At 59.1% G+C, this 259-nt stretch carries 1 protein-coding gene; it reads left to right on the top strand.

The genetic code is table 11. From position 1 onward, the window contains the following. Positions 1–40 precede the first annotated feature (40 nt). On the top strand, positions 41–259 hold a 219-nt coding region (locus SB717_RS37360), incomplete at its 3' end, for an SIR2 family protein (RefSeq protein WP_410908168.1).

The following is a 259-nucleotide window of genomic DNA, read 5'->3' as shown; positions in this document are numbered from 1 at the left end:
ACAGGAATCACCGTCCTTCAACCAGGCCATTGCGAGGCTGGTGGAGCTGAAACGATATGGTTTGGCTCCGGCGCTCCTCGCCAGCCTGGGCAGCAGGGAAGCAATCACCCTGAACTACGACGAACTCTTTGAGACTGCATCGGACGACGCCGGTGTACCGCGCTCGGTGATTCCCGACGGCGCTGGCGAGCACGATGATTGGTTGCTCAAGCTTCATGGATCTGTAACGGACCCGGACTCCATAGTCCTCACCAGAGAC

It is taken from the genome of Priestia sp. SIMBA_032, assembly GCF_046535215.1.
GTDB lineage: Bacteria > Bacillota > Bacilli > Bacillales > Bacillaceae_H > Priestia > Priestia aryabhattai.
The sequence above is the reverse complement of the archived record's forward strand: the minus strand, read 5'-3'. Positions and strand labels throughout refer to the sequence as shown.